This is a genomic window from Chryseomicrobium palamuruense (assembly GCF_042649045.1).
Classification (GTDB): Bacteria; Bacillota; Bacilli; order Bacillales_A; family Planococcaceae; genus Chryseomicrobium; species Chryseomicrobium palamuruense.
In genome coordinates this window covers 159,099-185,157 of record NZ_JBHSEF010000011.1, presented here as the reverse complement: position 1 = coordinate 185,157, position 26,059 = coordinate 159,099, and the positions used below count along the sequence as shown (strand labels likewise).

At 42.0% G+C, this 26,059-nt stretch carries 23 protein-coding genes; 1 reads left to right on the top strand and 22 read right to left on the bottom strand.

Annotated features, from left to right (window positions below; genetic code table 11):
* Positions 1-11 precede the first annotated feature (11 nt).
* The 9 genes from ACFO0S_RS05420 to yneA form a co-directional block, all read right to left on the bottom strand.
* Positions 12-947: an agmatinase family protein gene (locus ACFO0S_RS05420; RefSeq protein ID WP_378140795.1), complete on the bottom strand. Its 936-nt coding sequence runs from the start codon at positions 945-947 to the stop codon at positions 12-14.
* Positions 944-2,191 carry an imidazolonepropionase gene (gene hutI, locus ACFO0S_RS05415; RefSeq protein WP_378140794.1) on the bottom strand — a complete coding sequence of 416 codons (1,248 nt, stop codon included), beginning with the start codon at positions 2,189-2,191 and terminating at the stop codon, positions 944-946. Before hutI ends, ACFO0S_RS05420 begins: the two co-directional genes overlap by 4 nt.
* 3 nt (positions 2,192-2,194) lie before the next feature.
* Complete coding sequence (gene hutU, locus ACFO0S_RS05410; protein ID WP_378140793.1) at positions 2,195-3,865, bottom strand: urocanate hydratase; 1,671 nt, start codon at positions 3,863-3,865, stop codon at positions 2,195-2,197.
* A gap of 196 nt (positions 3,866-4,061) precedes the next feature.
* A complete protein-coding gene (locus ACFO0S_RS05405; protein WP_378140792.1) occupies positions 4,062-5,480 on the bottom strand; it encodes a helix-turn-helix transcriptional regulator in 1,419 nt (472 codons plus the stop codon).
* A gap of 160 nt (positions 5,481-5,640) precedes the next feature.
* Positions 5,641-5,877: a YneF family protein gene (locus ACFO0S_RS05400; RefSeq protein ID WP_378140791.1), complete on the bottom strand. Its 237-nt coding sequence runs from the start codon at positions 5,875-5,877 to the stop codon at positions 5,641-5,643.
* Positions 5,878-6,006: 129 nt separating this feature from the next.
* Positions 6,007-7,995: a transketolase gene (gene tkt, locus ACFO0S_RS05395; RefSeq protein ID WP_378140790.1), complete on the bottom strand. Its 1,989-nt coding sequence runs from the start codon at positions 7,993-7,995 to the stop codon at positions 6,007-6,009.
* Between the two features lie 71 nt (positions 7,996-8,066).
* Positions 8,067-8,300, bottom strand: a complete 234-nt coding sequence (locus tag ACFO0S_RS05390) for a DUF896 domain-containing protein (RefSeq protein WP_378140789.1) — start codon at positions 8,298-8,300, stop codon at positions 8,067-8,069.
* Between the two features lie 84 nt (positions 8,301-8,384).
* Entirely contained in the window at positions 8,385-9,047 is a 663-nt protein-coding gene (locus ACFO0S_RS05385; protein ID WP_378140788.1) for a YneB family resolvase-like protein, read from the bottom strand.
* Positions 9,044-9,355 (bottom strand): cell division suppressor protein YneA, encoded by a 312-nt coding sequence (gene yneA, locus ACFO0S_RS05380; RefSeq protein ID WP_378140787.1) that lies wholly within the window; start codon positions 9,353-9,355, stop codon positions 9,044-9,046. Before yneA ends, ACFO0S_RS05385 begins: the two co-directional genes overlap by 4 nt.
* A 162-nt stretch (positions 9,356-9,517) precedes the next feature.
* Between yneA and lexA the strand changes: the two genes are divergently transcribed.
* Complete coding sequence (gene lexA / locus ACFO0S_RS05375) at positions 9,518-10,141, top strand: transcriptional repressor LexA (protein WP_378140786.1); 624 nt, start codon at positions 9,518-9,520, stop codon at positions 10,139-10,141.
* Between the two features lie 35 nt (positions 10,142-10,176).
* Here the strand turns inward: lexA and glnA are convergent, their stop codons facing one another.
* The 13 genes from glnA to ACFO0S_RS05310 all read right to left on the bottom strand — a co-directional run bounded on the left by glnA (position 10,177) and on the right by ACFO0S_RS05310 (position 26,012).
* On the bottom strand, positions 10,177-11,511 hold the full coding sequence (glnA, locus tag ACFO0S_RS05370) for a type I glutamate--ammonia ligase (protein WP_378140785.1): 1,335 nt from the start codon (positions 11,509-11,511) through the stop codon (positions 10,177-10,179).
* A gap of 19 nt (positions 11,512-11,530) precedes the next feature.
* Positions 11,531-11,920 carry a MerR family transcriptional regulator gene (locus tag ACFO0S_RS05365; RefSeq protein ID WP_378140784.1) on the bottom strand — a complete coding sequence of 130 codons (390 nt, stop codon included), beginning with the start codon at positions 11,918-11,920 and terminating at the stop codon, positions 11,531-11,533.
* Positions 11,921-12,006: 86 nt separating this feature from the next.
* A complete protein-coding gene (locus ACFO0S_RS05360) occupies positions 12,007-13,245 on the bottom strand; it encodes a methionine gamma-lyase family protein (protein ID WP_378140783.1) in 1,239 nt (412 codons plus the stop codon).
* Between the two features lie 54 nt (positions 13,246-13,299).
* Positions 13,300-13,524, bottom strand: a complete 225-nt coding sequence (gene hfq, locus ACFO0S_RS05355) for an RNA chaperone Hfq (protein WP_378140782.1) — start codon at positions 13,522-13,524, stop codon at positions 13,300-13,302.
* 39 nt (positions 13,525-13,563) lie between these two features.
* Positions 13,564-14,484, bottom strand: coding sequence for a tRNA (adenosine(37)-N6)-dimethylallyltransferase MiaA (miaA, locus tag ACFO0S_RS05350; protein WP_378140781.1), 921 nt, complete (start codon positions 14,482-14,484; stop codon positions 13,564-13,566).
* A complete protein-coding gene (locus ACFO0S_RS05345; RefSeq protein ID WP_378140780.1) occupies positions 14,481-15,392 on the bottom strand; it encodes an alpha/beta fold hydrolase in 912 nt (303 codons plus the stop codon). Before ACFO0S_RS05345 ends, miaA begins: the two co-directional genes overlap by 4 nt.
* Positions 15,393-15,394: 2 nt before the next feature.
* Positions 15,395-17,023, bottom strand: coding sequence for a glycerol-3-phosphate dehydrogenase/oxidase (locus ACFO0S_RS05340; protein ID WP_378140779.1), 1,629 nt, complete (start codon positions 17,021-17,023; stop codon positions 15,395-15,397).
* Positions 17,020-18,579, bottom strand: coding sequence for a glycerol kinase GlpK (gene glpK / locus ACFO0S_RS05335; protein WP_378140960.1), 1,560 nt, complete (start codon positions 18,577-18,579; stop codon positions 17,020-17,022). Before glpK ends, ACFO0S_RS05340 begins: the two co-directional genes overlap by 4 nt.
* Positions 18,545-20,335, bottom strand: a complete 1,791-nt coding sequence (mutL, locus tag ACFO0S_RS05330) for a DNA mismatch repair endonuclease MutL (RefSeq protein ID WP_378140778.1) — start codon at positions 20,333-20,335, stop codon at positions 18,545-18,547. Before mutL ends, glpK begins: the two co-directional genes overlap by 35 nt.
* A gap of 3 nt (positions 20,336-20,338) precedes the next feature.
* Positions 20,339-22,831: a DNA mismatch repair protein MutS gene (mutS, locus tag ACFO0S_RS05325; protein ID WP_378140959.1), complete on the bottom strand. Its 2,493-nt coding sequence runs from the start codon at positions 22,829-22,831 to the stop codon at positions 20,339-20,341.
* Positions 22,832-22,945: 114 nt separating this feature from the next.
* Entirely contained in the window at positions 22,946-23,419 is a 474-nt protein-coding gene (gene cotE / locus ACFO0S_RS05320) for an outer spore coat protein CotE (RefSeq protein ID WP_378140777.1), read from the bottom strand.
* A 75-nt stretch (positions 23,420-23,494) separates the two neighbouring features.
* Complete coding sequence (locus ACFO0S_RS05315; protein WP_378140776.1) at positions 23,495-25,507, bottom strand: TRAP transporter permease; 2,013 nt, start codon at positions 25,505-25,507, stop codon at positions 23,495-23,497.
* Positions 25,494-26,012, bottom strand: coding sequence for a DUF1850 domain-containing protein (locus ACFO0S_RS05310; RefSeq protein ID WP_378140775.1), 519 nt, complete (start codon positions 26,010-26,012; stop codon positions 25,494-25,496). The genes ACFO0S_RS05315 and ACFO0S_RS05310 overlap by 14 nt, the downstream gene beginning before the upstream one ends.
* Positions 26,013-26,059: the final 47 nt, after the last annotated feature.

Sequence of the window (26,059 nt, the reverse complement as noted above, 5' to 3'; positions counted from 1 at the left end):
CTTTAATTGTATTATTTCCTCATCGCGACGCCCGTCATAAATTGCAGCCACGCATACACCCCTGTTTTGACTGTGGCTGAAACGTGGTTGTCTTTTTGTGGGTCCAAGCAAACAAAATCGATATGTTTCACTTTTTCCGCTTTACCAATTTCAAGCAACGCTTCGAACAATTCTTCAGACTTCATACCACCAGGTGTCGATGCAGGTACTCCAGGAGCCACACTGATGTCTAGCACATCCATATCGATCGTCGCGTAAATGCGATTCACTTTTTCGAGCGAGTTCACAGCTTTTCGAATGGTCTCAGTAAGACCAACCAGTCTGGCACCCTTCATCGTAATCATTTGGATACCGTTTTCATCGGCATACTCCACCAGTTCTTTCGTATTGAAATAACCATGTAAGCCGATGTTGACGACATCTTCTCCTTTGATGGTCTCTCCATCAATCAATTGGCGGATAGGTGTACCATTCGCCGGACCCAATTCTTTCGGGTCCCGCACATCAAGATGCGTATCGAGCTGCAGGATGCCAATTCGCTCATTTGGAAATGCTTTCTTTAAACCCCTAACGGCACAAGCGGTCGTCGAATGGTCGCCTCCGATCATACAGGTCAACTTGTTGTGTGCGAGACTCTCGACTGTATCTTCAATGCGTCGATGGGATTCTCTAATATCGGTCGTGTGCATCTGAATATCTCCGGCGTCACGCACGGTGACTTTCGTCAGATCGATTCGCTCATCCAGATTATACGTAGCGAAACCTTTCCACATTTTACGGAATGCCTCTGGATAATCCGAAGCTGCTGAGGCCGAGATGGATGAACGAGAAAGAGGGGCGCCAAATAAAATGACGTCTGCCTCTCCCTCCTGCTTGACCCAGTGATGCACATGTGCCAAATGATCCTTGGTCTGCCAGCTCCATTCCGGTTTCTTCATGTACGTCATCCAACCACCCTCTCGCCATTCTTCCAGACGGTTTGAACATGATTGACACCGAATAAATATTGCAGTTCCTGGTAGGTTTTCACTTTCCATAAAACAATGTCCGCTTGTTTGCCCACTTCAATTGACCCTACACGGTCTTCTCGCTTAATCGAACATGCTGCATTATACGTCGCAGCAACTAACGCTTCTGCAGGTGTCAAACGCATCGAGATACAGGCAAGATTCATGACAAGCGGCATCGAAACGGTCGGTGATGAACCGGGATTACAGTCTGTCGAGATCGCAACGGCTACCCCTGAATCAATCATCTTGCGCCCCTCGGCTGCTTCTTCCCGGAGATAAAGAGCCGTTGCCGGCAATAGGCAGGCAATGACACCGGCTTCAGCCATCGCATGGATGCCCTCGTCAGATGCTTTCAATAAATGTTCCGCTGAAATCGCGCCGACTTTCGCAGCGAGTTCCGCTCCCCCGTAAGACACGATTTCATCCGCATGGATTTTAGGCGTCAGGCCGTATCTTTTTCCCGCTACCAGAATACGCTCGGACTGTTCCGGCGTATAGACATTTTTTTCACAGAATACGTCATTGAATTCGGCAAGTTCAGCAACTTTCGGCAGCATTTCTTCTATCAGATAATCGACAAATTCATCTTCTTTTCCTTTATATTCGGAAGGAACCGCATGCGCCCCCATGAATGTCGGTACAAGGTCAATCGGATGTTCTGCGTTAAGTTTTTTCATCACTTTTAACTGCTTCAGCTCTGTTTCTAGATTCATACCGTATCCGCTTTTTCCCTCAACCGTTGTGACACCATGCTCCAAGAAAGAATCAAGACGTTTTGTTGTCTGCTCCACCAATTCTTGTTCGGTTGCTTCGCGCGTCATTCGCATGGTTGCGTGAATGCCACCCCCTGCATTCATGATGTCCATGTAGGAAACGCCTTGAAGTCGTTTTTCAAATTCACCTTCACGGCTTCCGCCATATGCAACATGAGTATGAGGATCAACAAGTCCAGGTGTCACCAGTTGCCCCTTAGCGTCGATAATGTCTGCATCCCCCGAACGATTCGCGTATCGTTCCTCAAGCTCTGCTGTGGTGCCAACTGCCGCTATTTTACCGTTCTCCAGCCAAACACTGCCGTCTTCTATCGATCCGAGTTCGCTCATTGCTTCCTTGGATCTCGGGCCCTGCTGTCCTTTGATGGTCGCGAGTTGTGCATGCTTGATCCAAACCGCTTTAAACATTTTTTATTTCCCACCTTTCATCATCGGAATGGTGACGCCTTTTTCACGTGCCGTTTTCTCGGCGATTTCATATCCAGCATCCACATGGCGCGCTACGCCCATACCAGGATCTGTAGTTAATACGCGTTCGATTCGTGCTTCCGCATCTTTAGTACCGTCTGCCACAATGACCATACCAGAGTGGATGGAATACCCCATACCAACACCTCCACCGTGGTGTAAAGAAACCCATGTTGCGCCACCCACCGCGTTGACGAGGGCATTCAGAATCGGCCAGTCAGCAATCACATCAGAGCCGTCTTTCATAGCTTCCGTTTCACGATTCGGTGAAGCCACGGATCCAGAGTCTAAATGGTCACGACCGATGACAATTGGCGCACTTAATTCACCACTTGCGACCATGTCATTGATGATCTTCCCGAAACGTGCACGCTCCCCGTAACCGAGCCAGCAAATCCGCGCAGGCAATCCTTGGAACTGTATTTTCTCTTGAGCCATTTTGATCCAGTTGCAAAGATGCGTATTATAACTAAATTCCCGAAGAATAACTTCGTCTGTCTTGCGAATATCTTCAGGGTCACCAGACAACGCCACCCAGCGGAAAGGCCCTTTCCCTTCACAAAATTGTGGTCTGATGTAAGCCGGTACAAATCCAGGGAAATCAAAGGCATTGTCAACGCCCTCGTCTTTAGCCACTTGTCGTATATTGTTGCCATAATCAAACGTAATTGCGCCTTTTTGTTGCATTTCTAGCATCGCGCGTACATGCGTTGCCATAGATGCTTTTGAGAGCTTGATATATTCAGCAGGATTCGATTCTCTAAGAGCCTCAGCTTCGTCGAGTGACATCTGGGATGGGATATACCCATTTAACGGATCATGCGCTGAAGTCTGGTCGGTCAAGACATCGGGTGTAAAACCCCGCTTAATCATTTCTGGCAATAAATCCGACGCATTGCCAAGTAAACCGATTGACAATGCACGACCTTCACTTTTCGCTTCTTCCGCTAAGCGAATTGCTTCATCTAATGAATGTGTTTTCACATCTGTATAGCGGGTCGCAATTCGTCGGTCAATTCTTGTTTCATCTACTTCAATACCAATGCAAACGCCGCCAGCCATTGTAACTGCTAGAGGTTGTGCCCCTCCCATGCCACCAAGACCCGCAGTAAGGGTGATTGTTCCTTTTAACGTCTCTCCGAAATGCTGCTTAGCAAGCTCTACAAACGTTTCATAAGTCCCTTGCACAATCCCTTGTGACCCTATATAAATCCAACTACCCGCCGTCATCTGGCCATACATCATGAGCCCTTTTTTATCAAGTTCATGAAATGTTGCCCAGTTTGCATAAGCAGGAACGATGTTTGAATTGGCAATTAAGACTCTGGGGGCATTTGCATGTGTCTTAAAGATGGCTACCGGTTTTCCGGATTGGACCATCAATGTTTCATCATTTTCTAGGTCTTTTAAGGAGCGAACAATGGCATCAAAACTCTCCCAGTTTCTTGCCGCTTTTCCAATTCCACCGTAAACCACTAAATCTTCTGGTCTCTCTGCAACTTCAGGATCAAGATTATTCATCAACATACGAAGTGCAGCTTCCTGTTGCCAGCCTTTTGTATGGAGTTTAGTACCCGTATATTGAACGACTTTATTTTCCGAAACCGTTTTCATACCTAATTCCTCCTTTGTCTATATTTTCATTTTATATGAACTATTCAGTTTTTTTGTTTTGATAATTTGCATTATTGTCGATTTTTTTTAACTAATTTGATTTATAGTTGGTTACTATTCATATATTTCACGTTTGAATTGGTACTTAATTGAAAAATGATAAAAAAAACGGCCACAACTGCTGGCCGCATTATTTCTAGTTATAGACGCTACCTTGCCGGTAGTCAGTTGGTGTCCGTTTTTCATATTTCTTATAAACCGCACTGAAGTACGATGCAGTGCTGAACCCACTGAGCCGCGCCACTTCTTCCATAGGGATATCCGTCTCTTTCATCAAACGATTCGCTTCCCGTATACGAATCCGGATTAACAGCTCACTAAACTTTTGCCCCATCTGCTTTTGAACACGTCGGCTTAATGTACTTTTATTGATGCAGAGTTGATCTGCACATGCGGACAGATTCCAATCGGGATTCCAATAATTAGCTTCCATCAGCGCAAGAATTTCCTCAGAAGCTGTTGTTGCGCCGTTCGCGCCACTCTTACTTGCAGCCGACACGACATGGATAATAAAGTTTAACGTGGATTGGACGATTCTGTAAACGACCGATCCTTTGACGATGATCTCAAACACTTCGTGATAACTCTGTTCCCATTGATCGTCATGTAGATGTGCTGATTTCATATAACGTCTCACCTGTGCCAGAACACTTGTCAATCGAATACGAATCATTTCTGGATCAGGGTAAGGACGTGAAAAAGAAAGAAATTCATTTTGCATCCACATTTGAATAGACTCGGTATCTTTCTTCTCAAGCATTTCAATCCAATGCCTCTGTTCTATAGGAGTCAAAAATGGATCGAGTGGCTGCCAATTGATCGTTTTATGTTCAATCACGGAAATGTCATAGCCTTCGTAAAAAATAAGTGATGTCATATCTTTTGTTTTCTTAAAGTAATCTTTCAGGTTACTTGCGCGATTCGCATTGACGAAAATGGATAAATCTCCTCTTATCTCGCGCTTCCACTGTTCATGAAACATCCTGCTCTCTTCGATGGTTGACTGTTCATCTTTTGTTAAAAAAGCCACTAAAACAAAATCTGAAAACGCAAATACTTCCACAACTTTATGAAAAGGATAGCTTCTTAAACTCTTTGTTAAGACGGGGTAATCTCCTTTATCAGCGAGAACAAAAGCCGCTAATGTGATAGGCGTCGTCGTTATTTCTCCGCTAAAAAAATCCTCATACTTTAGAGCATTTTTAGTCACGTCTTCATAATGCGTCTTTACATTACGCATTTTAAACCGGATTTGTTGGACCTGTTTGACTAGCAACAAAGGATCAAATGGTCGAAATAATAAATCGACTGCATTTCCTTTTAAGGCACGATAGGCAGTTAGAAACGTTCTATCGGAGGATAATCCTATCCATGGAACGCCTTGTTTAGATAGTCTTTCTTCGAGATCTTCGTCCCAAAATTCCATGTCCACGACATAACAATCTACAGACTCGTTTTCGCTAAACGAAACATTTACACCATTCATATGAGATTCTGCAATCCATTTCAATCCCTGGGCTTCCAGGTCATTTTGCGAAATCACGACAATATTCACAAAATCCCCTCCCTCTCACTCTTTTACCATCATACTACACTGCCGAAGTGCATTCACTTATGTAAACGTGATCGATATTTAGGTTACTATTTCTTTTAAAAAAAGACCGAAGACGGACTCAATTACACGGAGTCTATCTACAGTCTTTGTAAGCTGTGAATTATTTAAGTTTACCAGGCTTTTCTTGTACACGGTTCATTTGCGCCATCATTTGTTTGACTTGTTTTTCAGATGGTTTTCGTCCCATTTGGGCCATCATCATACGAAGCATTTGTTCATTGATCGGCGGATTGTCTTTTAGATATTTCATCATATATTGACGGGCTGCGAAAAATCCTCCAACAAGACCGAGAATAAGAGCAACGATAATCAACGTAATCGCTAGTGCTAAGTTCATGTATGTCATCCTCCTTTGCTGGCTAATCGACGTGTCTCAGACACCAAATATCAGTATACTATACCTTTCCTAGAATTGACTAGAGGAAGACAAAAAAAGAGCATCCGCAGACGCGCGGATGCATTTTATTTAGCGTAATGCTTTGTATCGGTTTGCTACGTTTTGTGCAGTAAATCCGAACTCTTCCATAATTTTCTCTCCGGGTGCACTCGCACCGAAGCGGTCGATTGCCAATACATCTCCATCAAAGCCAGTATATTTGTGCCAGCCATGTGAGGATCCCATCTCAATCGCAAGTCGTTTTGTCAATTTGCGAGGCAATACTTCTTCTTTGTAAGAAGAATCTTGTTGTTCAAAACGATCCCATGCAGGCATTGAAACCACTGAAACGTCAATTCCTTCTGCTTTCAACAGCTTTTGTGCTTCTATAGCTAAGCTTACTTCAGATCCCGTCGCAAGCAGTAATCCTTCTGCATTTTCAGATGGAGAGACAACATAAGCACCTTTCGCCACTCCTTCAGCAGCTCCAGAAACTGTACCTTCAAGAACAGGCAAGTTCTGGCGAGAAAGAACGAGTAATGTTGGTGTATCTGTAGATTCAACTGCAAGCTTCCAAGCCTCTTGAGTTTCTACTGCATCTGCTGGACGGATAACAGAAAGACCTGGCATAGCGCGTAGAGAAGATAAATGTTCTACAGGCTCGTGTGTAGGACCGTCTTCACCCACAGCTATACTGTCATGAGTAAACACGTAAGTAACTGGTAAGTTCATGAGGGCAGAAAGACGAATTGCTGGTCTTACATAGTCACTGAATACGAAGAAAGTTCCACCGAAAACAGTTAGACCACCATGTAACGCCATACCGTTTAGAGCGGCACCCATAGCAAATTCACGAACACCAAACCAAATGTTTTTTCCTTCGTATGAATCCGCTGAGAAATCTCCAGCTGACTTCATTGTCGTCTTGTTAGAACCTGCAAGGTCTGCACTTCCTCCAAAGAACGATGGTAAGTATTTCGCGATGGCATTAATTGCATCACCAGAAGCAGAACGGGTAGCCACTGAATCACCAACTTCATACGTAGGTTTCACAGCATCCCAATCAATTTGTTTTGTACCATTGATAGCTTGTTGTAGCTCATCTGCTAGTTCTTTGTTAGCTGATGCAAATTCATTAAATAAATTATTCCATTGTTGTTCTTCTTGGACACCAAGACGATCCGTTGCTTCTTTAAATGTTGTATAAACCATATCATCCACATAGAAGTCTTCTTCAAACGTCCATTTATATGCTTCTTTGACCAATTTGGTTTCATCTGCGCCCATCGGTGCACCATGTGCATCTGCTTTTCCTGCGCGATTAGGCGAGCCAAAACCAATGACTGTTTTCACTTCAATCACCGTTGGTTTATCAGATGTTTTTGCTTGAGTGATCGCTTGATCGATTACATCTACATCTGTACCGTCCTCAACATAAAGATAGTTCCATCCGTAAGACTCAAAACGTTTTTGAATCGATTCAGAGAAAGATTTATTTAAGTCGCCATCAAGAGAGATATCATTGCTATCGTATAATACAACCAGTTTATTTAATTTTAAGTGTCCTGCAAGAGAAATTGCTTCTGCAGCCACACCTTCCATCAAATCTCCGTCTCCACATAATGCGTATGTGTAATGATCAATGACGTTATGGCTCGTATTGTATTTAGCACTTAAGTGTGCCTCTGCCATTGCCATCCCAACTGCCATACCAATCCCTTGACCAAGTGGACCTGTCGTAGCTTCCACTCCGTCTGTATGACCAAACTCAGGGTGACCTGGAGTTTTTGAATCCCACTGGCGGAAATTTTTGATTTCTTCCATTGGTAAATTATATCCACTTAAATGTAGTAAGCTGTATAAAAGCATAGAACCATGCCCCGCGGATAGCACAAAACGGTCACGGTTGAACCACTGAGGGTTTGCTGGGTTATGACGTAAGTGACGTGTCCAAAGAGTATACGCCATTGGTGCAGCCCCCATTGGTAGACCCGGATGACCTGAATTTGCTTTATCGATGGCATCAATAGATAATGTACGAATCGTATTAATAGCTAATAAATCTTTTTCTGATTGCATGAATGACATCCTCTCGAATTTGATTACTTTCTTAGTGTAGTCAACCTTTTCTATTCTAGCAACTACTTCACTTAGTTTAGGCGATTATTCCGTTTCGCTTGTTGAACTTTTTCTGGTGTAACGTCATTTCCATCCGGGTCTACGACTTTTACGTTTTCAATTGTTTTTCGCATCGTCGAACGGAATGTTTCTAAATATTCTTTACGAAGCTTTGTTTGTTCTTTAGCTTCCTCTATAGATAACCCTTCAGCTTTAGATTTACGGGATAACTCACCAATTCGCGCTAATTTGTCTGGACTTAACATGGGTCAACCTCCTTTATCTCTTACTCACGATAGCATAAAACACAAAAACCTGAAAAGCAGATTGCCTTTCAGGTTCGTTTAACTCTATGCATTTTCTTGAGATCTTTGTTTATATTCTTTATATCGTCTATGAACCGTTGTTGTGCTGATGCCATGTCCCAGTGCCGTTAAACTTTTGCTAATTTCTTCATAGGTCATGCCAGCTATCCGCAAGCGGACAATTTCTTCTATAGGCACCTCAATACGCTCACGCCCCATGGGATTACCTCGAGACTTTAAATTACGTTCAGGATGATATCCATTTTGAACAGCTCGTTTCATGCCTCGTTTAATTTTCGCATTATGAATCTTACGCTGATATTCTTCAACGATAGAGAGAATTTCAAGAACCATACTATCCATATCGGATAAGGCAAGTTCGCCATTATGTTGTCCAGAAAGGACGAGTACGCCTTCTCTTTCCAAGAGATGTAGGATTGCCATTCGGGCATGTCCTCTACCTAAACGAGTTTCATCTTGAATAAATAAGGCATCTACATCATTTTCTTTTATATACGTGAGCAATTCAAGCAATCCTTCTCTTTCCACGTCGTAACCGGAATGTTGATCTGAATAGATTTCAAGAATTTGATAGTTTAATTGTAAGGCAAGTGTACTAAGCTCTTCTTCCTGTCGTTCAAGTGAAGTTTCTTGAGACTCTTTATCTGTACTTACTCGACAATAGATGACGCAACTTTTAGTTGTCATTCGTCAACACCTGCCAATTGTGTTGGTTCACCCAGATAATTAAACTTTTGATCACTAGGAATGACGAGCTCTTGTCCCTCTTTAATTTGGCTATCCGTCATAAAGTTTAGCTTCATAACAGAATCTATCCAATAAGAACGTTCGTTCTCATCCACATATTGCTGTGCTAGTGTCCATAATGTATCTCCAGTAGACACCGTAATATGATTGACTTGCTGGGATGACGACTTTGTATGTAATAGAGAAAAAGTAAGTAATAAAATAGCAAGTAATGTTAGTATGGATGAATTAATACGGATTCGTTTCATAAAAAACCCTCCCTAAGAATGTATGTTCGTATGAGTTAAAACAATCATAATACGAACACACGTTTCTTGTCAATCCATTTTAGAACCTATGTTTGCATTTCAATAGTCTAAATGCTATACTTGGACTATGAAATAAGGAACGTGATATGGAGGGGACAACAATTGAGAAAAGCTTCAAAACGACAAGAAGATATATTAGCTTTCATCAAAGATGAAGTTCGAAAAAAAGGATATCCACCATCCGTTCGTGAAATTGGGGAAGCTGTTGGCCTTGCCTCCAGTTCAACAGTCCACGGGCATCTCGCACGATTAGAAAGCAAGGGTTTGATCAGACGGGATCCTACAAAACCACGTGCCATTGAGATTTTGGAAGAAGATCAGCTCCAAGACATTTCACCAGCAGCTGTTGTTCAAGTACCGTTAGTTGGTAAAGTCACAGCAGGACAACCTATCACAGCTATTGAAAATATTGAAGAGTTCTTCCCTCTTCCTACAACATTTGGTTCACTCGATGATCAATTGTTCATGTTGGAGATTATGGGTGATAGTATGATTGAAGCTGGTATTTTAAATGGTGACTACGTGGTGGTTAAACAACAAAATTCAGCAAATAATGGGGACATCGTGGTAGCTATGACTGAAGAGGATGAGGCTACTGTTAAACGCTTCTTTAAAGAACAAAATTATTTCCGTTTACAGCCAGAAAATTCTTCGATGGAACCGATTATTGTCGATTCCGTATCCATTTTAGGAAAAGTAGTTGGCGTTTATCGCCATATTCACTAAAAAAGCATTCGCCACGTCGGCGAATGCTTTTTTGATTAATACATCTTTAAGTATTGCTCACGTTCCCAAGGGTGAACGGTCGTCCGGAACATATCCCATTCGATTTCTTTCGCTTCAACAAAGTTATCGTAAATGTGTTCACCTAACCCTTGACGAACTACTTCATTTTTTGATAACTCTTTGAGTGCTGCTTGCAATGTACCTGGAAGATTTTTAATGCCTACTTCTTCGCGCTCTTTTTCATTCATGTTGTAGATGTTGCGGTCTACTGCTGGTGGTGGAGTTAGTTTATTTTTAATTCCATCAAGACCTGCTTTTAAAATAACAGCCATTGCTAAGTATGGATTTGCTGCTGGATCCACAGAACGTACTTCGATACGTGTACTTAAGCCACGTGATGAAGGAATACGAATAAGTGGACTACGGTTTTGTCCTGACCAAGCTACGTATACAGGTGCTTCGTATCCAGGTACTAGACGTTTAAACGAGTTAACTGTAGGGTTTGTAATAGCTGTAAAGCCTTGCACGTGCTTTAATACACCTGCCATAAACTGCATAGCTGTTTCACTTAATTGCATATCTGCATTCTCATCAAAGAATGCATTCTCTTTCCCATTAAACAGAGATAAGTTAAAGTGCATCCCTGAGCCATTAACACCAAACAATGGTTTTGGCATGAAAGTGGCATGTAAACCGTGTTTACGAGCAATCGTTTTAACAACCAATTTAAACGTTTGGATATTATCACATGCTTCTACCGCATTCGCATATTTAAAATCGATTTCATGTTGTCCTGGAGCTACTTCATGGTGAGAAGCTTCAATTTCGAAGCCCATTTCTTCAAGTTCAAGAACGATATCACGACGACAGTTTTCTCCTAAATCCATTGGTGCTAAATCGAAATATCCACCGTGGTCATTTAATTCAAGTGTCGGTTCGCCTTTTTCGTCTAATTTGAAAAGGAAAAATTCTGGCTCTGGCCCCAAGTTGAATGAACTAAAACCGAGCTCTTCCATCTCTTTTAAAACACGTTTTAAGTTGTTTCGAGGATCTCCTTCAAACGGCGAGCCGTCTGGACGGTTAATGTCACAGATTAAACGAGCAACTTTCCCTTTCCCTGTAATCCAAGGGAAGACTACCCAAGTGTCCAAATCTGGAACAAGATACATATCCGATTCTTCAATACGAACGAATCCTTCAATTGAAGACCCATCAAACATCATCTTATTATCGAGTGCTTTATCTAACTGACTTACCGGAATCTCTACATTTTTAATGGTTCCGAGAATATCCGTAAACTGAAGACGAATATACCGTACGTCATGCTCTTTTACTAAGTTTTGAATGTCTTCTTTTGTGTACTTGCCCATTTTGTCACTCTCCTAAAATTTAATATCTTCCTTGATTGAAAAACCTTGAAAGGTCGCCTTGCCGTAAAGAGACACGTTGATTCAGCTGGGATTTCTTCAATTCCTCTTTCACAATAGAACGAAGCTCTGCATCTGAAATCGCGTTCGTGGAGGTGCCGGTAGGTTGCTTCTTCATTTCAAAGATTTGTTTGATGCCTGCGATGTTGACGCCACTTTGTAACAGATCTTTAATCTCGAGCAATGTATCAATATCATCTAAAGAGAACATTCGTTGTTTCCCTTCCGTTCGAGAAGGAAAAATTAACTCATTTTCTTCGTAATAGCGAATTTGCCGAGCCGTAAGACCGGTAAGTTGCATCACAATATTCATTGACAATAATGGCATACTTCTTCTCCACTGCTTTTCCATACCGCACCTCCTCTCTTTCGATACACTTAGTATATGCCATGTAAGCTAACCTGTCAACACGATGTTAGCTAATATAACACAAAAAATTATATAGAGAACAGTGAGCGTAGAATAGCTGTCTTTACATGTTCATAGGTGAGTCCACCTTGTACAAAAGCAATATAGGGGGGACGCAGAGGACCATCGGCAGTCAATTCGATACTCGATCCTTGTATAAATGTCCCTGCAGCCATGATAACGTCGTCCTCATACCCTGGCATATAGGCAGGAATGGGTGCGAATTGTGCATTGATCGGTGAGGAGGATTGAATTTTTTGACAAAACGTAATCATTGGCTCTGCTTCCTCAAAAATAACGGATTGAATCAAGTCCGTCCGTATCTCTGTTGAAGATGGAGATGCACGATACCCCTTGTCCTCTAAAGCCGCTGCTGTAAAATATGCACCTTTCACAGCTTGCATCACCGTATGAGGAGCCATAAAGAATCCTTGATACATGTCTTGAAGGGTATGTAAAGAGGCCCCCGCCTCTCCCCCTATACCCGGAGAGGTCATGCGATAGGCACATTTTTCAATAATTGCTGCATTTCCTACGATATACCCACCAATTTTAGCAAGACCCCCCCCTGGATTTTTAATCAAAGAGCCTGCCATAAAGTCTGCCCCTACTTCAGTCGGTTCTAATTTTTCAACAAATTCACCGTAGCAATTATCAACAAATACTAGTGTCTCCGGACTATGGTTTTTAACGAATTGTATCATTTCCTTGATTTCTGCTATGGTAAAGGACGGTCGGTTCGCATACCCTCTTGAACGTTGGATAGCAATGACTTTCGGGTGAGTCATGCAGGCATGCTTCACTTCTTCCCAGTCAATTTGGTTATCTGTTGTCAAATCAATATGACGGTATGAAATTTGAAAATCCTTTAATGAGCCAGTATCCTGCTCTCCCCCATCTACAATAGAGGCTAATGTGTCGTAGGGTTTTCCTGTTATATAAACAAGTTCATCACCCGGACGCAAGATGCCAAATAATGCAATCGTAATAGCATGCGTTCCTGAAATAATTTGTGGACGGACTAGAGCGGCTTCTGATCCAAACACTGTTGCATATACATTTTCAAGTGTGTCTCGACCTTCATCGTCATAGCCATACCCAAAACTCGGCTTTAAATGGTGCTCACTTACTTGATGTTGCCAAAAGGCATCAAGAACTTTTTGTTGATTGTAAAAAGCAATCGCCTCTGCCTGTTCATGTTGACTCTCAATGCGTTGCTCTATATACTTCGCAAATGTTAATTGTTCTTCTGTTAAATACGTTCTCATGATGAAAATCCTCTCTTTACATAAAATAAAGCCCGTCCAACTGGACGAACTTAATTAATTTGTTATAGATAGATCGATACGTTTCGTTGGTGCAAATGTGGAGATAGCATGTTTGTAAATTAAATGCTGCTTACCATCTGACTCTAATAGAACCGTAAAATTGTCATACGATTTTATCAGGCCTTTTAACTGAAACCCATTCAATAAAAATACCGTAACAAATACCTCATTCTTTCGTAATTGATTTAAAAACACATCTTGCATGTTTGCGTTTGCCATTGTGAATCCTCCCTTTCCCCTACTTCTTCATACTATTCGCTATTTATTTTCATTTCCCTTTAAAAACTCGTTGCAACGCTCTACAATTTTTACATAATCTTCTTCCGGGTGCACCCACTCGACCGGTAGTTTATTCCGAAAATACGTAAATTGTCTCTTGGCATAGCGCCGCGAATTCTGTTGAATCTCTGCTATCATTTCTTCATGTGTCAGACGGCCTTCCAAATGGGAAATGACTTCTTTATATCCGATAGCTTGAAAAGCTTGTGCATCTTTTGGCGTGCGCTTTAAAAGTTCTTTTACTTCTTCGACAAGTCCATTCGCAATCATTAGATAGACTCGTGTGTTGATTCGCTGATAAAGTTCTTGGCGATCTCGTTCTAATCCAAAGATGACAAATGAATACAACGTATCTTTCCCTCTATTTTGTTCCGCTTCTTGCTTATTCACTCCAGAAGCTATCACTCGTTCAAGTGCACGTACGACGCGCTGTTTATTATTAGGGTGAATCTCCTGTGCAGCTTCTGGATCCTGCTCACTTAACTGGCCCCACAACTCTTCACTCGTAAGTTGCTCAAGTTGTTGGCGCAATTCCGTATCCACTGCTTGTTCTACGAATTGAAAATCATAAAGTACAGCTTGAATATAAAGACCTGTTCCACCTACTAGAATTGGGACGTGACCTCTAGACGTAATATCTTCAATGGTCATGCGGACAAGTTTTTGATACTCCGCGACAGAGAAAGCTTCTGAAGGCTCTCGTAATGAGAGAAGATGATGAGGAATTCCTTCCATTTCCTCTGTTGTAACTTTTGCTGTACCAATATCTAATCCCTTATATACTTGAAAAGCATCCCCATTGATTATCTCTCCGTTGAATCGCTTTGCCAGTTCAATACTTAAAGCAGTCTTTCCGGAAGCAGTAGGCCCTGCGAGTACCAATACTTTTTGTTTCTTCATTCTTCCAGTAGCCACCTTGTAATTTCATCGTAGACCGAAATTCTTTCATGACCATTTAAAATTTCATGACGATGATTTTCAATTAACACGAGCTTTACTTGTTCCATGCCGGATTTGGCAAAGTTTTTTGCTACGTCTCGAACACCTTTGCCGTAATTACCTACTGGATCTTCTGCTCCAGCGATTAGTAATACGGGTAAGTCTTTACGCATTTTTTCTAAATTCGTAGATGAGTGTATGGTGCGTAAACCCGTTAACAGGTCTTTATACAGTTTATTCGTTGAAACAAACCCGCACAATGGATCTTGGTCATAGGCTTGCACGACTTCCCCATCGGTCGATAACCAATCAAATTCATGAGAGACATTAGGAATTCGTTTGTTATAAGAACCGAACGTCAACTTGTTTAACTGATTCCCAGGGAGTTTAGCTTTTTCACCTCTTGAAGAGACTTTTGCAAGTTGCAATCCAACAAACCCCATTATTCCAGGGTCTCCTCCTGTTCCGACAAGAACTAACTTGGAGACTCCATCGGGATATTTCTGAACAAAACGTCGTGCGATAAAAGAACCCATGCTATGGCCAAGAAGAATCAGTGGTTTATCTGATAAACGACCTTTCAAAAGGTGGATCACTTCATTGACATCATCTGTCACTCGCTCAAACCCCTCACCATCGGAGAAATACCCTAACGTACCTTGTTTCTGTCCCGTTTCCCCATGTCCTCGGTGGTCATGGAGGGAGACACTGTAACCTTCGCTGATTAAATGGCGCGCGAAATCATCATATCGACCTGAATGTTCCGCAAGGCCATGAAGGATATGGACATGTCCCATACCCCTGTCATTAGAATAAAACCGAGTAAAGATTTCATGACCATCTGTCATAGTAAACCAAAATGTTTCCATTTCTACCTCACCTCTGCTTCTGCGAGAAGTCGTTCAAGTTCTTCTTCACCACGCTGCTTTTGTTCCTCACTTAATTGCAATTCATCGGTGAGTAGTTGACTAACATCACCATAGGTGGATTTCACTTTTTGAATATCAAAATATAAAAGACCTGTGCGTCGAACAAAGTAATCGGCAAGAGAGGTTACCATCTCATTTTGAATGGTGTAATAAAGCATGATTTTATCACTTAGATTTAATGAGGGTACATCCCATTTTTCAACATACGGAATATACCCTAACGCAAGTTCACAATTCTTCCCTAAAAATTTCACTAGATGTCTGGCTTCACTCAAGGATAGTCCATAGTAAATTAATTGTTTTGAACGTTCATAGATATATTCATCGTAATCAAGCAATCCGAAATCTCCGCCAGATAGAGGAAGATGTTTCGTTTGAGATGGAGGAAGTTGTTTTGTAAAGAATGACTGCAATTGATCAACGGTATCTTCCGCCATTTTTCGATAGCCTGTCAACTTTCCACCAGCGATGGTGATTAGACCGCTGTCAGATTTCCAGATTTCGTCTTTACGAGAGATTTCCGATGCGGATTTCCCTTCTTCTGATATCAATGGACGTACTCCTGCCCACGTAGATTCAACATCTGTTGAGGTCAACCCGACATTTGGAAACAAAGAATTCACAGCATTTAGTAAGTAGGATACATCTTCTTTTGTCGCAAGTGGATGAGTTGGATCTTGATCATAGAAGGTATCTGTTGTACCAACATACGCTTTTCCATCACGAGGTACTGCAAAAATCATTCGTCCATCTGGTACATCAAAATAAATGGCTTGTTGAAGTGGAAAACGTTGTTGATCGACGACGATGTGGACTCCTTTTGTCAATTGAAGATGTTTTCCATTATCGATGGAATCTTTCTTTCGCACATTGTCTACCCATGGCCCTGTCGCATTGATCACTGCTTTCGCTTCAATCGTTAGTTTGTCATTCGTCAACTGATCCTCGGCAACAACTCCTGCAATCTGTCCATGTGTATAGATAAACTCTTCCGCTTTCATATAATTCAGGCAAACAGCACCAAGTTCGATTGCTTTTTTTAACACTTCAATGGTCAAACGAGCATCATCTGTGCGGTATTCAACATAATGTCCCCCGCCACGAAGTCCTTTTTCTTTTAACAGAGGCTCAAGTTGCAAGACTTCTTGTTTAGAAAGCATCTCTCTGCGTTCTTCTTTTTTAACCCCCGCTAAATAGTCATAAACTTTTAACCCTACGGAAGTAGAGAGTGGACCAAAATTCCCTTTTTTGTAAAATGGCAATAACATCCATTCGGGTTCTGTCACATGCTTCGCGTTATTGTATACAATTTCTCGTTCTTTTCCTACTTCACTAACCATTTGTACTTCAAATTGCTTAAGATAGCGCAAGCCCCCGTGGACCAGTTTCGTCGAACGTGATGAAGTTCCTCCTGCAAAATCCTGCATTTCAATTAAAGCAACAGTGAGTCCGCGTGAAATGGCGTCAAGAGCTATTCCCGCTCCAGTAATTCCTCCACCGATGACAAGTACATCGAACGCATATGAATCAAGCGTGTCTTTTAAATAGGTCCGGTCAAGATAGGATTTCATTTGGCTTGCCCCTTTCGTGTCATTTTAAATGCGCGAGCGGCTGCAACCGCAATTTTCCAACCTTCATATAAGGATTCACTCTGCTCTTGATCCATACGAGGTTCATATGTTTGTTTTGTCTTATGAAGCTTGACAATTTCGTCTGTAGATTCCCAGAATCCAGAACCGAGTCCTGCCAAGTACGCTGCTCCGAGGGCAGTCGTTTCATTTAATCGAGCTCTTTCTACTCCCGCTTGTAACATATCGGACTGGAACTGCATGAGAAAATCATTTTCTACAGCACCACCGTCGACTCGAAGTGTCTCAATCGATATTTCAGCGGCTTCTTCCATGGCAAGCAATACATCTTTCGTTTGGTACGCGAGAGATTCAAGCACAGCTCGAATAAAGTGTTCTTTTTCGGTTCCTCGAGATAATCCAAAGATGGCACCACGAACGTCTGAATCCCAATACGGAGTACCTAGCCCTACAAAAGCCGGGACAACATATACACCCTCTGTTGAATCAACACGTGCGGCATACGCTTCCGAGTCGGCTACGTTTCTTAGCATGCGTAGACCGTCACGCAGCCATTGAATCGCTGACCCAGCTACAAAGACACTTCCTTCAAGGGCATACGTCACTTTTCCATCAATTCCCCAAGCAATGGTAGTCAGGAGTCCGTCATCTGAAGCCACTGCCTGGTCCCCTGTGTTAAGAAGCATAAAGCAACCTGTTCCATATGTGTTCTTTGCCATTCCTTTTTCAAAACAAGCTTGCCCAAATAAAGCAGCTTGCTGATCACCTGCTGAACCCGTTATCGGGATTTTTTTTCCGAAAAAGACGGAAGGATCCGTTACAGCGAGTTCACCTGAACAATCTATCACTTCAGCAAGCATGGAGGTAGGAATTTGGAAAGTCTGTAATAATTCCTCATCCCACTTTACGTCATGTATGTTAAAGAGGAGCGTACGTGATGCATTGGAATAATCCGTGACATGCGTAGCATTCCCACTCAATTTCCAAATCAACCAGCTTTCAATGGTTCCAAAAAGAAGGTCTCCTTGTTCAGCGGCATCACGTGCCCCTTCCACTTCATTCAAAATCCATGCGATTTTACTCGCTGAAAAATACGGATCGAGACGCAGACCTGTTTTTTCGATTACCATTTCCTCGTGTCCCGCTCGTTTCCATTCCTCGATAATGTCATTGGATTGGCGAGACTGCCAAACAATTGCATGATAGATTGGCTTACCCGTTTTTTTGTTCCACACAACCGTTGTCTCTCGTTGGTTTGTGATTCCAATGGCTTGAACTTGTTCAGGCTGAGCATTTGTTTCAGTTAAAACAGACGCGATACAGGATAAGACAGAACCCCAAATTTCTTGCGCATCATGTTCTACCCAACCAGATTTTGGAAAATATTGTTTGAATTCTCGTTGTGCGGAATGTACGATTTCACCTTGCTTGTTAAAAAGAATTGCTCTCGAGCTCGTCGTTCCTTGATCAATCGATAGAATGTATTCCACCTGAAGCACCCCTTTACATAATTCGTTTGAACATCTTCTCTGTGTCATAACTTGAAAAATGAATCGCAACAGGACGACCATGTGGACATGTATAAGGTTGCTCACATGTGCGAAGATCTTCAATTAATGCATGCATTTGATCTTTGGTTAAATAATGATTCGCTTTAATTGAAAGTTTGCAGCTCATTAAAATGGCTGCCTCTTCACGTAGTTTTGCAACTTGTATTTGTTTCTGATCAAGCACCAGTTCAATCATTTTTTCAATGACGATGCGTTCTTGATTCTTTGGGAACCATGTCGGATATTCTCTCACGACAAAGCTCGCATCACCAAACTCTTCCAACACCACTCCAACAGCTTCTAACTGCTCCCTATTCGCTTTTAAACGTACAGCTTCATCTAACGTGAAATGAAAGGTTAAAGGCAGTAAAAGTGTTTGACGTTCATGATGATTTACTTCCCCTACTTTATCTCGGTAAAACTCGTACTTGATTCTTTCCTGTGCCGCGTGCTGGTCCAGTAAGTAGAAACCGTCCTCGGCTTGTGCCACGATATAGGTACCATGAATTTGACCCACAATTTCAAGATACGGAAGTTGAGGAGCACTCGGAACGATGTCTTTAGCAGATAACTCTTCGCTTAATCTCTCCTCAATTATTGGTGAGCTGACTTCTCTAGAATTTATCGGCTCAGGATCTTGATGAATACTCTCTTTTATTTCATGTACAGCTTCTTGTTGGCCAGATGGAATCGATTCAAAGAAGTTGGGTTGAGATGACACAGTCTTAGGTTTTGGTATGACAACCTTTGGAATCTCTTGTTCTCCGCGAACGATGTCACGTAGCGTCTTAGTAATCAAAAGTTCTAACTCTTTTTCTTTACTTAACCGGACTTGGTGCTTTGACGGGTGCACATTGACATCCGTTAAAATTGGGTCCGTTTTAATAGAGAGCAGAGTAATCGGAAAGCGTCCAATGGGTAGAAATGTATGATACGCCTCTTCAATTGCTCGGATGATGCCAAAGTGACGAACCCATCTCCCATTGATGAAGAGACTTATGTAATTTTTAGATGCTCGGTTTACTGTTGGTTGTGATGTAAGACCAGAAACCTCAAAGTCTTCATTCGATGAATGAAACGGGACCATTTGCTTCGCTGCTGCAACACCATAAACCGAACTTGCGACTTGCTGAAGATTTCCTCTGCCAGTCGTCTGAAGAAGTGTTTGTTCATTATGGGTCAGCGTGAATGCAACATCCGGATGACTTAAAGCAAGACGGTTCATTAAATCAATACTATGGCCCAGTTCCGTTTGAATCGTTTTGACATATTTTAACCGAGCCGGGGTGTTGTAGAAAAGCTGTTCCACTCGAAATATCGTGCCCTTCCGTAACGGTCCGTCAGCGGTTTCTAAAAGCTTTCCACCTTCTATTCGCACAATAGTCCCTTGCTCTTCGCCAGTCGACGTTTGCATAAAAACTTTTGACACCGCTGCAATACTCGCTAACGCTTCCCCTCGAAAGCCGAGTGAACGGATACGAAACAGGTCATGTTCAGATAAAAGTTTGGATGTCGCATGACGCGAGAAAGCGAGAAGTGCATCCTCTCTGTCCATTCCCACCCCGTTATCCGTCACTTGAATTTTCATGAGGCCTGCTTCTACAAGATCCACCTGTATGGATGTACTTTTAGCATCGATGGCATTTTCCACAAGTTCTTTCACAACGCTTGACGGTCTTTCGACAACTTCTCCAGCAGCTATTTTGTTGGATAATCGCTCATCCATAATGTGTATATTCGGCATGGATTATCTCCCTTTCTGCACTTCCTTCTGCATCTTATAGAGGACATTCATTGCTTCAAGTGGCGTCATTTCCATTACGTTCAATTGTTGAAGTTTTTCGACCACTGGATGGAGAGTCTGTGGCTTGTGTACCGGTTCAACTCGTTCAAAGTCAAATATAGACAGCTGCCTATCTTCTTGCTCTTCATATCCTGCAAGTAGTTCCCTCGCTCGTTCCACGATACTTGGAGGGAGTTCTGCAAGCTCCGCTACGTGAATCCCGTAACTCTTATCCGCCGGACCTTCTTTTACTTTGTGTAAAAACACAACCTTTTGATCTTGTTCTGTCGCAGCGACATGAACATTTTTCAAGTGATCAAGATGTCCTTCAAGCTCTGTTAATTCATGATAATGTGTCGAGAATAATGTGTTCGCGCCGATATGGTCATGGATATATTCCATCATGGCTTGAGCTAGACTCATGCCATCATATGTAGAGGTTCCTCGACCGATTTCATCAAATAATAATAGACTATTCGCTGTAGCTCCGTTAATGGCGTTCCGTGATTCCACCATCTCGAGCATAAACGTACTCTGTCCACCAGCCAAGTCATCTGCAGCTCCAATTCGGGTGAAAATCTTATCTGTGATTGGAAGAATTGCTTCCTCAGCGGGTACAAAACTTCCCATTTGAGCCATAATAATTGTAATGGCAATTTGACGCATATAGGTACTTTTCCCTGACATATTTGGTCCAGTAATCAGTAGCATATTCGCTTTTTCAGTTAAGATACAATCGTTGGCCACGTAATGCTGATTATTCATCATTTTTTCTACAATCGGATGTCGTCCTTCTTTAATGATCATCTCTCGATTAGTCGTAAAAGTTGGACGTGTGAGCTGATACCGATTTGCACAGACGGCAAACGCTTGTAGAACATCAATTTCACTCAAACCATCCGCCGCCGCTTGAAGGTCAGCCATGTAAGACTGTACTTTCAACCGGACTTCTTCGAATAATTGAGTTTCGAGTAGAAGCGCTTCTTCCTGAGCGTTCAGTATGAGTGTTTCTTTTTCTTTTAGTTCTTCTGTAATAAATCTCTCAGCATTGGCAAGGGTTTGTTTACGAATATAGCGGGATTCATCTGCTAAGTGCACAACTGACTTCGTCAATTCGATATAGTATCCAAAAATTCGATTGTACCCAATCTTTAAATTTTTCGCTCCAAGACGCTCTCGCTCTTTTTGTTCAAGTTCGGCTAACCAATCTTTCCCGTTCGTTGCCGCATAGCGAAACTGATCGAGCTTTTCATGATAGCCGCTTTGAATGACGCCACCTTCTTTTAACGTTAGAGGTGGTTGCTCAGCGATAGCCTCTTCCAAAAGCTCTCGACAACCTAAAACATCTTTTAACCGTTCACCAAGTATTTGAAGCTCGTGGTGTGTGGAATTTTGAAGCAATTGTTTCAGTTTTGGAAGTTGTTGCAATGTTTTTCGTAATTGCGCGGCATCTTTACCGTTTAACGTCCCGAAGCTCACTTTACCGAGCAGTCTCTCCATATCGTAAACATGTGTAAGCAGCTCTTTAATTTCTTCATGCAAAAGAAAATCGTCTAGCAGGGCTTCCACTTGATTCTGTCTTTTTTCGATAGCCAACCGATTCGCCAGCGGTTGATGAATCCATTGTTTTAATTTTCTCGAACCCATCGCCGTTTTCGTTTCATCAAGAAGCCAGACAAGTGTCCCTTTTTCGTCTCCTGAACGAAGTGATTTTAAAAGTTCTAGATTACGTTTGGATGCACTATCTATGCTCAGAAATTGTTGCTGTTCGTAGTATATAAAATCTTGTAAATGACTGAGGGACCGCTTTTGTGTGGTCGTTATGTAGGAAAGTAATAATTGAGCCGCAAGACTGTCTTCCTGCACTTCTCTCTCTGGTAGATTCGTATGAACTGCTAGAGGAAGATCAAATGATTCCCCCAATTCCTCTAAAAGGATGGCATCTGCTTCTCCAACAACTAATTCTTTAATGTTAAGTTCTTGGGCTTTCGCAAATAACGTCTTATGAGAACCAGACAATATCGTTGCGTAGGCTTCTCCAGTGGCGAGGTCCACATAGGCAAGTTCAATCGGGTCTGTCAGGACGACTGCTCCGAGATAATGGTTCTCAGAAGAGGCAATCGTTTTTCCTTCGAGTAATGTACCCGGTGTAATAACTTGAACGACTTCACGTTTCACAATTCCTTTCGTGTGTTTCGGGTTTTCAACCTGCTCACAAATAGCGACACGGTAGCCTTTTGAAACCAGTGTTTCAATGTAGGAAGCAGCTGAATGATAGGGTACACCACACATGGGAATACGTTCTTTAGCTCCAGCGTCTTTTCCGGTTAGCGTGATTTCTAAGATAGCCGAAGCTTTCTTCGCATCTTCAAAAAAGAGCTCATAAAAATCACCCAATCGGAAAAACAGGAACTCTTCCGGATAATCTTTCTTAATGGATAAATATTGTTGCATCATTGGTGTATAGGTCACGTAGATTCCTGCTTTCTTAACGGTTTCATGTAGTGTAAGTATAGCAGACTTTCCGGAGCGAATAAAAAAAAGGAACCTGTGAGACAGGCTCCAAATTTCTTAAAAAGGGGAAGAACTTTCTTCCTTGTCGTGAAAATCAAATGACTCTACACAAACTGTTGTTTCACCGACCACTTCAATAAGTACGGAATGACATGTCTCAACGCATACTTTACCGTCCTCTTCAATAACGGCTTTTTCACATTCTGGATCGTCAATCGATTTGATGTAGACTTCATCTTTAGATAGAGAGGCATTTTCATAGTGAACATTGACATGTTCCTTGTATGAAATCACTTCTGCATGGACCGCCGTCTTTTTTGAGCCTCCGTGCGCGTACCAAATATTTAATTCAAAATGACCGGAGAGCTCTACATCATTTTTCTGTTTGCGAGCTTGGTAATGATGATTCACAATCCAACAACCTAAGATTCGATTAGGTCTTTGAGGCAAGCTAAGAGTAGTTTTCGTCTCTACCTTCTCTTTTCCTTTCCCAATAATCGCCTTCGTAATTATATGGCGATAGCTTTTCACATACACGCCTCCTTCTCTTCAACGTATGCGTCAAATTGAAAAACGTGCACTCAAAATGAGTGCACGCTGATAAAATTATGCGGTTGCTGGTTTTTTATCAAATTTATTTTTTGTCATGAATTGGATTGCAAGCAAGATAGCGAAGATGATTAATCCAATTGTGTCAGAAAGACCTTCTGGATAAATCAGTAACAAACCGGCAATAATCGCCACAATACGCTCGTACCAAAACACCTTGCGATACCAATATCCAATAACCCCTGCACCAATTGCAATCATTCCCGAAATGGCTGTAAAGAGAACCCATATTATTTCCGGTATAGTCGTATCAATCATTAACAATTGGGGTGAGAAAACTATCATATATGGAATGATAAATGCCGCAATTGCAAGTTTAGCTGCATTGACACCGGTCTTGATTGGATCTCCACCGGACACCCCAGATGCTGCAAAGGCAGCAAGTGCGACGGGCGGCGTGATATCTGCCACGATACCGAAATAGAACACAAAGAAGTGAGCAGATAAAGCAATAACAAGTGGTACTGCTGCGCCTGCAGGCTCATCCATCATTAGCAATGTAATAATGGCCGGTGCTGCAATGGTTGACGTAATTACGTAGTTGGCTGTTGTTGGAGAACCCATACCTAAAACAAGGGAAGCAAACATAGTAAATACAAGTGTTAATAAGATACTTCCACCTGCTGCATCAATTAATCCATTCGCAAGTCCTAGCCCTAGTCCTGTCTTTACGACTACCCCAACAATCATTCCAGCGGCTGCAGTAGCGGCTGCAACAGCAAGTGCAGTACGTGCTCCATCCACCAAGGCATCTACAATGTCTCTGAAGCCCATTCGTGTAGACTTATCTAGAGCACTTAATACGACAGCAAGTACAATACCCCAAAGGGCCGCTTGCATCGTGGGAATTCCTACAAATAGCATCACAATGATGGCAAGTATAGGAACGAGAAGATATAACTTTTTCAACACTTCTTTCCGGTCAGGCATTTCTTCTGGAGGAAGGCCTTCAAGTCCAACACGTTTTGCCTCAAAGTGCGTCATTATCCAAATTCCCGCAAAGTATAGGATAGCTGGAATGGCTGCGGCTTTTGCAATCTCCCAGTAGGTTACGCCACCAATAAATTCAACCATTAGAAAGGCAGCTGCCCCCATGATAGGTGGCATGATTTGGCCCCCAGTGGATGCAGCAGCCTCGACCCCACCAGCAAACTCTTTTCGATAACCAAGCTTTTTCATCATCGGAATTGTATAAGAACCTGATGTAACAACGTTGGCTACTGACGATCCAGAAATAGTACCTTGTAATGCACTCGAGAAGATGGCTACTTTGGCAGGTCCCCCTGTCAAACGTCCAGCAAACGATACAGCTAAATCATTAAAATACTGTCCTACTCCTGTTTTAACTAGGAAGGCACCAAATAGCAAGAAGACGAAGATAAATGTAGCTGAAACACTAATAGGTGTTCCTAAAATACCATCTGTTGTAAAGAACATAACTTGAACGATGGTGTCGATGTCTTGTCCACGGTGTGCTAAGAATCCTGGGAAATAACGCCCGTAATACGCGTAAACAAGAAACACAGCAGCGATAATGGTGATTGGTAACCCTACAGCACGTCTTGCCGCTTCAAGAGTTAACAAAATGGCAAGTACACCTACAATGAGGTCCACCGTGGATAGACTACCTGCTCTAAATACGATATCATCATAAAAAATTGGCCAATACAATCCTACAACAACAGAAAGTAGAGCTAACAAATAATCGTACCAAGGGATAGAAGGTTTATGTACCCAGATTCTTCTGGCTGGGAAAAGTAAGAAAATTAAAGAGAGCGCAAAACCTAAGTGAATCGAACGCTGGATATAGGCCGTGAACTGCCCATTAATTGCTGTGTATAATTGAAATAACGTAAAAGCAAGCAATCCAAAATAAACGACTTTCCTCATGATCCCTTGATGGTCCCGTGTATTTGATTCGGGATCATATTTTGCTAGAATGGCTTTTTGTTCTTCTTCAGAAAGCGTTTCCACTTGTTCTTTATCTGTATTCTGTTTATTTTCTTCCATTCAATTGTTCTCCTTTCATTCTAGAAATCCAAGAATACTCTTTAATTTGAATAAGATAGGAACCACCTGTTGGCAATTCATTCTTCAAATCGAAGATTCTATTATCGTATACTACTTCAAGTTTTTTGTGAATGGATGAATTATACAAAGTAAAAGACTCCATTGTCTGACCAAATGTAGTCAATACCCATTTTCCGTCAATCTTTTCAAACGTTTGGGTTTTTTCAGCAGCACCAGGCATACCAATTGCCAAATCTTCATAGATCATTTGATAAGGCTCAATCTCATTCGTTTGTGTAACTCTGTAAATCTCCTTGACATCTGAGAGATGAATCGAATGAGTAAATGTGAGAGAGAACTCGCGGTGTTCATTCAGAGGAATATAATACTGCTTACAACTTTCAGGTCGAGTCTGTTTAAACTCGATAACTTTTTCAATAGGTACAAATAGCAATATAATGGCCAAAATGCCTGTCCAAATAAGCACTATTCCCTTGTGCATCATGATCATCACCTTTAGGGACATAAGCCCAAATCCTAAACTAATTTACG

What these genes read in the sequence shown, in the direction of transcription:
- ACFO0S_RS05360 (WP_378140783.1), bottom strand. Translation starts at nt 13,245, where the DNA reads ATGAGAACGTATTTAACAGAAGAACAATTAACATTTGCGAAGTATATA.
- ACFO0S_RS05420 (WP_378140795.1), bottom strand. Translation starts at nt 947, where the DNA reads ATGACGTACATGAAGAAACCGGAATGGAGCTGGCAGACCAAGGATCAT.
- ACFO0S_RS05390 (WP_378140789.1), bottom strand. Translation starts at nt 8,300, where the DNA reads ATGTTAAGTCCAGACAAATTAGCGCGAATTGGTGAGTTATCCCGTAAA.
- glnA (WP_378140785.1), bottom strand. Translation starts at nt 11,511, where the DNA reads ATGGGCAAGTACACAAAAGAAGACATTCAAAACTTAGTAAAAGAGCAT.
- miaA (WP_378140781.1), bottom strand. Translation starts at nt 14,484, where the DNA reads ATGAAGAAACAAAAAGTATTGGTACTCGCAGGGCCTACTGCTTCCGGA.
- ACFO0S_RS05385 (WP_378140788.1), bottom strand. Translation starts at nt 9,047, where the DNA reads ATGACAACTAAAAGTTGCGTCATCTATTGTCGAGTAAGTACAGATAAA.
- ACFO0S_RS05315 (WP_378140776.1), bottom strand. Translation starts at nt 25,507, where the DNA reads ATGGAAGAAAATAAACAGAATACAGATAAAGAACAAGTGGAAACGCTT.
- ACFO0S_RS05340 (WP_378140779.1), bottom strand. Translation starts at nt 17,023, where the DNA reads ATGAAATCCTATCTTGACCGGACCTATTTAAAAGACACGCTTGATTCA.
- mutS (WP_378140959.1), bottom strand. Translation starts at nt 22,831, where the DNA reads ATGATGCAACAATATTTATCCATTAAGAAAGATTATCCGGAAGAGTTC.
- yneA (WP_378140787.1), bottom strand. Translation starts at nt 9,355, where the DNA reads ATGAAACGAATCCGTATTAATTCATCCATACTAACATTACTTGCTATT.
- ACFO0S_RS05345 (WP_378140780.1), bottom strand. Translation starts at nt 15,392, where the DNA reads ATGGAAACATTTTGGTTTACTATGACAGATGGTCATGAAATCTTTACT.
- hfq (WP_378140782.1), bottom strand. Translation starts at nt 13,524, where the DNA reads ATGGCAAACGCAAACATGCAAGATGTGTTTTTAAATCAATTACGAAAG.
- ACFO0S_RS05310 (WP_378140775.1), bottom strand. Translation starts at nt 26,012, where the DNA reads ATGATGCACAAGGGAATAGTGCTTATTTGGACAGGCATTTTGGCCATT.
- ACFO0S_RS05365 (WP_378140784.1), bottom strand. Translation starts at nt 11,920, where the DNA reads ATGGAAAAGCAGTGGAGAAGAAGTATGCCATTATTGTCAATGAATATT.
- glpK (WP_378140960.1), bottom strand. Translation starts at nt 18,579, where the DNA reads ATGACACAGAGAAGATGTTCAAACGAATTATGTAAAGGGGTGCTTCAG.
- tkt (WP_378140790.1), bottom strand. Translation starts at nt 7,995, where the DNA reads ATGCAATCAGAAAAAGATTTATTAGCTATTAATACGATTCGTACATTA.
- ACFO0S_RS05400 (WP_378140791.1), bottom strand. Translation starts at nt 5,877, where the DNA reads ATGAACTTAGCACTAGCGATTACGTTGATTATCGTTGCTCTTATTCTC.
- hutU (WP_378140793.1), bottom strand. Translation starts at nt 3,865, where the DNA reads ATGAAAACGGTTTCGGAAAATAAAGTCGTTCAATATACGGGTACTAAA.
- hutI (WP_378140794.1), bottom strand. Translation starts at nt 2,191, where the DNA reads ATGTTTAAAGCGGTTTGGATCAAGCATGCACAACTCGCGACCATCAAA.
- mutL (WP_378140778.1), bottom strand. Translation starts at nt 20,335, where the DNA reads ATGCCGAATATACACATTATGGATGAGCGATTATCCAACAAAATAGCT.